Origin of the sequence: Actinomadura sp. GC306 (assembly GCF_004348665.1) — a bacterium.
Lineage (GTDB): Bacteria > Actinomycetota > Actinomycetes > Streptosporangiales > Streptosporangiaceae > Spirillospora.
The window spans coordinates 23,282-29,480 of record NZ_SMKM01000053.1 but is presented as its reverse complement, the minus strand read 5'-3'; the positions used below and the strand labels follow the sequence as shown (position 1 = coordinate 29,480).

At 74.1% G+C, this 6,199-nt stretch carries 6 protein-coding genes; all 6 read right to left on the bottom strand.

All coding sequences use genetic code 11. The features are described 5' to 3' along the window. Positions 1-711, bottom strand: a 711-nt coding sequence (locus E1200_RS10785) for an aspartate/glutamate racemase family protein (RefSeq protein ID WP_207933286.1), incomplete at its 3' end; no start/stop codon positions are given. Then, the gene (locus E1200_RS10780; RefSeq protein ID WP_131951696.1) at positions 711-2,177 is read right to left on the bottom strand and encodes an FAD-dependent oxidoreductase; all 1,467 of its coding nucleotides are present in this window, start codon (positions 2,175-2,177) and stop codon (positions 711-713) included. The genes E1200_RS10780 and E1200_RS10785, both read right to left, overlap by 1 nt. Positions 2,178-2,188: 11 nt before the next feature. Further along, positions 2,189-2,776, bottom strand: coding sequence for a cysteine hydrolase (locus E1200_RS10775; RefSeq protein WP_131951695.1), 588 nt, complete (start codon positions 2,774-2,776; stop codon positions 2,189-2,191). 40 nt (positions 2,777-2,816) lie between these two features. Then, on the bottom strand, positions 2,817-3,590 hold the full coding sequence (locus E1200_RS10770) for an SDR family oxidoreductase (RefSeq protein ID WP_131951694.1): 774 nt from the start codon (positions 3,588-3,590) through the stop codon (positions 2,817-2,819). Next, a complete protein-coding gene (locus E1200_RS10765; RefSeq protein WP_131951693.1) occupies positions 3,587-5,005 on the bottom strand; it encodes an FAD-dependent oxidoreductase in 1,419 nt (472 codons plus the stop codon). The genes E1200_RS10770 and E1200_RS10765 overlap by 4 nt, the downstream gene beginning before the upstream one ends. After that, a complete protein-coding gene (locus tag E1200_RS10760) occupies positions 5,002-6,018 on the bottom strand; it encodes an isocitrate lyase/PEP mutase family protein (protein ID WP_131951692.1) in 1,017 nt (338 codons plus the stop codon). The genes E1200_RS10765 and E1200_RS10760 overlap by 4 nt, the downstream gene beginning before the upstream one ends. Positions 6,019-6,199 lie beyond the last annotated feature (181 nt).

The window sequence follows — 6,199 nt, the reverse complement described above, 5'->3', positions numbered from 1 at the left end:
GAGCCCGGTGGCGCGGTACTGCGCCGCGCGCAGCTCCGCGACGCGGACGCAGGTGCCGAGGGAGTCGAGGACCGGCACGTCGTCGACCCGGGACACGCCCTGGTCCGCGAGGAACACGTTGAGCGGCCCCTCACCGGGGACGATGACGTTCGCGCCGGCCTCGATCGCCCGGCGTGCCGCGCGGATGAACGCGTCGAGCAGCGGCCCCGGGTCGGCGTAGGCCGCCATGACGTCGGTGAACCCGGCCTCCACCTGGACGATCGGCCCGACCAGCGCGTCCAGCCGGTAGTTGCGCAGGTTGCGGCGCAGCTGCGGTTCGAGGGCCCCGATGAAGTTGACGATGCCGACGCGGTCGCCGAGCGCGCCCGCCATCAGCACCGACGTCTGGCCGAACGCGATCACCGGGATGTCGACCAGCGTCCGGACCTCCTCGTACGCGGTGTCGGGGATGGTCGCGATCAGGAACGCGTCGTAGCCCTCGTCCTGCGCCCGCAGCGCGGCGTTCGCGAACTGCTCCCGGTGCAGGCCGGCGAGGTAGGCGTACCCGATGTGGGTGCCCGGGTAGTCCGACGGGTAGGTGCCGGGCTTCATCCCGTGGAGGTCGATCCCGGTGCCGGGGGCGGCCTGCGACCGCAGGTGGCGGGCGAGCGCGTCGCGGTAGTGCGGGACGTCGTCGAGGACCGTGAAGGACTGGTGCCAGATCCGCATCATCAGGCTCCCGTGCGGGACCGCACGCGGGCCGCGGCGCCGGCGCCGGCGATCCGGCCGAACACCGCGCCGCGCAGCACCGAGGTGGAGCCCGTGTAGTCGGTGTAGTACAGCCCGGTCAGCTCCCCCGCCGCGTACAGGCCCGCGATGGGACGGCCGTCGCGGTCCACGACTTCCGCGGCGGACGTGGTCTTGAGGCCGCCGAAGCTGAACACGTTGGCCGCCATGATCGGGTAAGCCGCGAACGGGCCCCGGTCGACGGGGCGGCTCCAGTTCGACTTCGGCGGGACGAGCCCGCGGGTCGCGAGGCCGTCCGGCGCGGTGGGGTCGAAACCGTCCGGCGGCGGGCAGGCCGCGTTGTACGCCTCGATCGTCGCCTCGACGTCCGCGGCGGGGAGTCCCAGCCGGCGCGCGAGGTCGCCGACGGTGTCCGCGGTCACGGGCGGGACGTCGGTGCGGACGCCCGCCATCAGGTTCGGCACCGCCAGCCCCCGCTGGTCGAGGATCACCCAGGCGATCCCGCCGGTCTGGTCCTGGATCGCGCGGGTCGTCCGCTCGTACCAGGCGTCGACGGTGCCGCGGGCTTCGTCCACGAACCGGCGCCCCTCCCGGTTCACCAGCACGCCGTAGGGGAAGCAGAAGATCGCGGCCTCGGGCGCGCCGCTGCGCGGGTCGACCGGCTCGGCGTGGAAGAGCGCGAAGTTCCCGGCGGTGGCGGCGCCGAGCGCCAGCGCCATCTCCAGCCCCTCCCCCTTGTTGTAGTTGCCGCCCCGGGCGACGGGGCGGCAGGTCAGCGCCCGCTCGCCGTGGTAGCGGGCCATCAGCTCGAAGTTGCCCTGGTAGCCGCCGCTGGCGAGGACGACGGCGCCCTCGAACACCGCGGTGCCTTCGGCGGTGTGCGCGACCACGCCGGTGACCCCGCGTCCGGACTGGACGAGCCCGCGGGCGGTGGTCTCGAAGTGGAACTCCACTCCGAGCCCGCGGGCCGCCCCGCCCATCGTCTCGACGATGGCGAGGCCGCCGCCGACCGGCGCCATCCGGGTCGTGGACCGGGTGAGGAACGGGGTCGGCACGAAGTCGAACCGGACGCCGTGCCCGGCCATCCAGCGCAGCGCCCCCGGCGCGTTCTCGGCGAGCGTCGCGACGTAGTCCGGGTCGACGGTGTGGGCGGCGCGGTAAAGCGGGCCCCGCCTGCGGGCCGGGAGCGCCGCGTCGTTGACGATGGACGGGTCGGGGTGCCCCATGAAGTCGTCCACGAGGGCGTCGGCGAAGCCGTCCGCGACCTCGTCCAGCGACTTCATGCGCAGGAACGCCTCGGTGTAGCGGGTGTTGCCGCCGGTCTCGGCCTCAGGGGCGCGCTCCAGGACCGCGACGCGGGCGCCGTCCTCGGCGGCCGACACCGCGGCCGACAGGCCGGCGACGCCGCCGCCGACCACGACGACGTCGTAGCGATGGGTCTGCTCGGTCATGGCGGCGTCCCTCAGAACCGGAGGTCGGCGGAGCCGGTCACGGAGCCGAACAGCGGGAGCATGTGCGTCACGGAGAACTCGTGGAAGTCCGGGCGGAAGGAGGCGCACATGTCCTCGACCACGGTCACCTGGAGCCCGGAGTCCGAGGCGTGCCGCGCCGCCGACTCCACGACGAGGTTGGTGGCGACGCCGCCGAGGACGACCTCGGTGACGCCTTCCGCGGCCAGGACCTCGCGCAGCGGCGTCCCGACGAACGGGTCGACGCAGCCCTTGTCGACGACCGGCTCGCCCGCGACCGGCGCCAGCGCCTTGACGATCTGCGCCTCCGGGGAGTCCGCGAGCATCGCGCGCTGCTCCTCGTAGGGGTCGAAGCGGGGCAGCCGGTTGGTGCGCAGCCGGTAGGACGGATCGAACGCGAGCCGCACGTGGGCGACGAACGTCCCGGCGGCGCGGGCGGCGGTCAGCACCCGCTCGGCCGTCGCCAGGACGCCGCGCTCGGCGATCTGCGCGGCGAGCGGCGGCATCCGCAGGTGCGGGCCCTCCTCGCAGAGCGCGACCTGGTAGTCGAGCATGAGCAGGGCCTTCTTGGCGGTGGTCATCGAGGTCTCTCCTTCTGATCGGGATGGGGAACGGCCGTGGCTACCAGGCGGACCAGCCGCCGTCGACGTACACGACCTGGCCGGTCATGTACGCGGCGGCCGGGCTCGCGAGCAGCAGCAGCGGGCCGGTGAGGTCGGTGCCGGGATCGCCGAGCCGGCCGAGCATGGTGCGGTCGCCGAACCACTTCAGCCGGTCGGGCTCGGCGCCGAGCGCGGCCGTCATCTGGGTGGGGTAGAAGACGCCGGGCGCGAGGCAGTTGACGTTGACGCCGTGCGGGCCGAGTTCGGCGGCGAGCGCCCGGGTCACGTTGACGACGCCCGCCTTGGACGAGTAGTACGCCGACTCGGGCACGGGCCCCACGCGCTCGGCGTACACGGTGGTGAGGTTGACGATGCGTCCGCCCCGGCCTTGGCGGGTGAGCGCCTTGCCGGCCTCGCGTCCGACGAGCCAGGTCCCGGTGAGGTTGACGCGGACGACCCGCTCGAACTCCTCCAGCGACGTCTCGTCGTAGGGCTTGCGCAGCATGACGCCGGCGGCGTTGACGACGACGTCCAGCCGGCCGTGCGCGTCGATGACGGCGTCGACGAGCGCGGCGACGGACGCCTCGTCGGTGACGTCCACCTCGTGCTCGCTCGCGCCGCGGGCCCGTGCCGTGGCGGCGAGGTCGGCGGCGCGCGACGCCAGGTCGGCGACGGCGACCCGCGCGCCGGCGTCCGCCAGGGCGTGCGCGGCGCGCTCGCCCAGGCCGCCCGCCGCCGCGCCCACCACCAGGGCCACCTGGCCGGACAGGTCGAACGGGTTCGACGGTTTCACCACTGGAGCTCGCTTTCCTCTGCCGCGGCGTTCCGTCCGGCGAGCCGGCCGAAGACGCCGGACTTGCCGATGGACGTGCCGGTCATGTAGCCGGCGCCGTGGAAGCCGCCGGTGATCTCTCCCGCCGCGTAGAGGCGCCCGATCGGGTCGCCCCACCAGTCGAGGACCCGCATCCGGGTGTCGACGGTGAGCCCGCAGTACGTCGCGAGCACGACGGTTCCGGACGGGTGCGCGTAGAACGGCGGCCGGTCGATCGGCGCCGGCTCCCCCACTCCCCCGGACAGGTGGGCGCGGCCGAACGGGTCGGGCCGCCCCTGCTCGATCGCCGCGTTGTACTCGGCGACCGTGCGCCGCAAGGAGCCCTCCGGGAGGCCGATCGCGGCCTCGAGCCCCGCGATCGTGCCGGCCTTGAGCAGCATCCCGGCGCGCTCGCGCCCGCCGAACTCGTAGATCGGCACCTCGTCGTTGGCCTGGGCCATCGTCCGGGCGTCGAAGACCTGCCAGGTGGTCACGCCGGGCTGGGCGAGCGCGGCGTCCCCGATCTCCTTGTAGTTCTTCGACTCGTCCACGAACCGGCGGCCCTCGCGGTTGACCGCGATCGCCCCCTTGTAGACCGCGAGGATGCCGGTGCCGTCCTCGTCCGGGTGCTCGGTGTAGTAATGCCCGTAGGTGCCCTTGATGTAGGGGGTGTCGCGCAGCCCGGCGCCCAGCGCCATGGCCATCTTGAGGCCGTCGCCCTGGTTGCCGTCGCCGCCCTGCCGCAGCGCGTGCTCCAGCTGCGGCGCGAACGCGGCGAGCAGCTCCGGGTTCATCGAGAAGCCGCCCGTGGCGAGGACGACGGCGTCCGCCCGCACCTCCCGGCCGTCCGCGAGCCGGACGCCGGTCACCCGGGAGCCGTCGTGCAGCAGCCGGGCGGCCGGGGCGCCGAACATGATCCGGGCGCCCCGCTCGCCGGCCGCCTTGAGCAGCAGCTCCAGCATGCGGGTGGTGTCGGCGGGATGGCTGCGCGGCGCCGACTGCCCGGAGGCCGCGTGGATCTCGCCGTACCGGACGCCGTGGCCCTTGAGCCAGCGGTAGGCGTCCAGCTGGTGCTCGCAGTACAGGTCGACCAGCGCCGGGTCGTTGCGGCCCTTGCCGACTTCGAGGAGGTCCTTGCGGAGCAGGCCGACGGAGTCGGCGATGCCCTGTTCCGCCTGCTCGTCCGTCCCCGCGAAGGCGGACAGCCCCGCGGACTTCACGGTGGACCCGCCGATCCGGCCGGTCTTCTCCAGCAGCAGGGCGTACCGGCCCGCCTCGGCGGCCGCCAGCAGCGCGGCGCATCCGGCGAGGCCGGCGCCGAGGACGAGGACGCCGACCCGCTCGGGCAGCTCGGTCTCGACCGGCAGGCCGGGCACGGCACCGTCCCGGAGGCTCACCTGCCGCCCCCGAGCTCGCGGTCCAGCGCGGCTTCCGCGGCGCTGAACGCGGGCAGGTTGAACAGGTCCTGCCGCTGCGACCAGGTGGCCATCCGGCCGGCCCGCGACGCGGTCTCGCCGCGTGCGCGCAGATGGGCGAGCGCCTCCCGGCCGGCCAGGTGCATCGACCGCATCAGGTAGTTGGCGAACAGCACGACACCGAACCCGAGGCGGGCGTACTCGGCGAGCTCCAGCTGCGGGGTCTTGCCGCCCTCGACCACGTTGACGATCAGCGGGACGCCCGCCAGCTCGCGGCCGACCAGGGCCAGCTCCTCGACCGTCCGGGGCGCCTCGACGAACAGCGCGTCCGCGCCGGCCTCGGCGTACGCGCGGCCGCGGGCGATCGCCTCGTCGATGCCGTGCGCGGAGCGGGCGTCCGTCCTGGCGATGATCACCAGCGCGTCGGCGGCGCCCGGCTCCGCGCCCCGCGCCGCGCACGCCGCGGCGATCTTGGTCTGCATGTGGCCGGACGGGATGAGCGAGTGCGAGTCGAAGTGCCCGCACCGCTTGGGCATCTCCTGGTCCTCCAGCTGGAGGCCGGCGACCCCGGCGCGCTCCAGCAGCCGGACGGTGCGCATGGCCGACAGCGGGCCGCCGTAGCCGGTGTCGGCATCGCAGATCAGCGGGATCCGGGTCGCCTCCGTGAGCCGTCCGGCATGGTCGGCCACCTCCGCCTGGGAGACGAGCCCGATGTCGGGCAGGCCGAAGCCGGCGTTGGCCAGCCCGGCACCGGTGGCGTAGACGGCGGCGAACCCCGCCTCCTCCACGAGCCGGGCGCCGAGCGCGTCGGTCGCGCCCGGCAGCACGAGCGGTTCGAGGGCGTCGTCCCGGCCGGGCACGGCCGTCGCCGCGGCCAGCGCGGAGCGCAGCGCGACGCGCTTGTCCCGGGCGCTCGGGCCGGGGCCGACCCCGGTCAGCGACGAGAGCAGGCCCGGCTCCCAGGGCTGCGTGTGCGGCACTGTCGACTCCTCCATGTAGTGATTACTACAGAGCCTTACCGTGACATCAGCCGCCGCGAGAACGCAACCCCGGCGACCTGAGCAGGGAGACGATCTAGGGAAGATGATCGACCGCTGTGGCCGCCGTCACGAATTTCCGGCACCCCTCTTGCCTTCTCTGGAGTGCTCGTTCTACGGTTCCGTGTAGTGACTGTTA

What these genes read in the sequence shown, in the direction of transcription:
- E1200_RS10780 (WP_131951696.1), bottom strand. Translation starts at nt 2,177, where the DNA reads ATGACCGAGCAGACCCATCGCTACGACGTCGTCGTGGTCGGCGGCGGC.
- E1200_RS10775 (WP_131951695.1), bottom strand. Translation starts at nt 2,776, where the DNA reads ATGACCACCGCCAAGAAGGCCCTGCTCATGCTCGACTACCAGGTCGCG.
- E1200_RS10760 (WP_131951692.1), bottom strand. Translation starts at nt 6,018, where the DNA reads ATGGAGGAGTCGACAGTGCCGCACACGCAGCCCTGGGAGCCGGGCCTG.